The 1,475-nt window shown below is 71.4% G+C and carries 1 protein-coding gene; it reads right to left on the bottom strand.

Annotation, left to right across the window (positions count from 1 at the left end; all coding sequences use genetic code 11):
- A partial coding sequence (traI, locus tag ABD056_RS22695; RefSeq protein WP_343870566.1) for a TraI/MobA(P) family conjugative relaxase occupies nt 1–1,318 on the bottom strand: 1,318 nt, incomplete at its 3' end.
- Nucleotides 1,319–1,475 lie beyond the last annotated feature (157 nt).

The raw sequence follows: 1,475 nt of genomic DNA, 5'->3' as shown, positions 1-1,475 counted from the left end.
CCCGCCACAGCGGCGCCATGCCGGGCCGGCGCAGCAGCGGCCGGGGCGTGTAGCGAGCGATGGGCCGCGGCGGCGGGATCGGCGGCAGCCTCACCGGCGCTGGCGGCGGGGGCGGGCCGTCGGTGGGGGGATCAACCGGATCGACGGGCGGCGGGCCATGTCCGGCGGCGGTTTCACCGGCCGGTGGAGAGGCTCCAGGGGCTGGGGTTCCCGCTTCCGCAGGTGCGGCAACCGGCACTGCGCCGGCGGGTGCGCCGTCAGTGGGGGGATCAACCGGATCGGCGAGTGGCGGGGTGTGGGGCGGCGGGTTGGCTTCGGCGGCGGTCTCACCGGCCGGTGTGGAGGCTCCGGGCGCGGGATCGCCTACTTCCGCAGGGGCAGTTTCGGGCACGGCGTCAGCGGGCGGGCCGTCGGTAGGCGGAGCAACTGGATCGACAGGTGGCGGGGCATCGTCCGGCCCCGCCGTCGGGGAGCCGTCCTCGGCCGCAGGCCCTTCCAGCACTTCGTCGGCAAACCGCGCCGGCTGGAACCGCCCGAAGCGTGTCTCCATGGCGCTCTTGCTGCAGGAGCGGTGCAGGGCGCTCGCCTTCATGGTCTGGCGGCCAGTGGGGTCGGTCAGCACCAGGCCCGCGCCATGCGGCTTCAGGCGGATGTCGTAGCGCGCCAGCACCGCATGCACGGCCTGCCAGTCGGCCGCGTGCTTCAGCTCGGCCAGGATCTCGCCGCGGTGCTCCAGGACGTGGCGCTGGAAGCTCTGTTGCCAGGTGTTGGCCTCGAAGTCGCGGGCGCCCGGTGACAAGGTGGTCTCCGGCTTGGGATCGGACATGCCCCGGTCGACGGTGAGGCCGTAGGTTTTCTCCAGTGCCCGCGACACCGTCTCCAGCGCCTTGAAGTCGTTGTAGGGGGCATGAACCTTCAGCGTCCGGGGATGGACGCGGTTGAAGGCGACGTGGATGTGGAGGTTGTCGGTGTTGATGTGGCTGCCGGCGACATATTGGTGTTCGGCGAAGCCCAGCGCCTCGGCGTAGCGACTGACGATGTCCTGCAGGGCCTCCTTGTCCAGGCGTTCGCCCTCGCCGGGGTGGAAGCTGATCACCAGGTGATAGGTCTTGTTGAGGACGTCCGGCTTCTGCTGGCGCACGGCCTCCACCTCGGCCGTGGCGGCGTCGAGGTCGGCCAGATCGGCGCCGGCGTCGCAGTTGGCGATCCAGAACTCCCCCAGCTTCTCGCCCTCCTCGCGGGCGGCGGCGATGTAGTCCGCGAGGTGGGTAAAGTCGTCGGGAACGTCGGGCGCCTTGTCGATGCGCTTGGCGATCATGCCTGGCGGCGGGGCTGGAGGGTGCGGCGCAGGTCGACCACCAGGGCCTTCAGTTCGGCCTGGGTGGCGGCGATGTCGGTGGCGAGTGTCGTGACCTTGGCGGGGATCTCGGCCTCGGGCGCCTGGTCGAGCACCAGCTTCAGCAGGTTGCCGAGGC

The sequence above is a fragment of the Caenispirillum bisanense genome, from assembly GCF_039523075.1.
Lineage (GTDB): Bacteria > Pseudomonadota > Alphaproteobacteria > Rhodospirillales > Rhodospirillaceae > Caenispirillum > Caenispirillum bisanense.
This window is presented reverse-complemented; position numbering and strand designations above follow the sequence as displayed.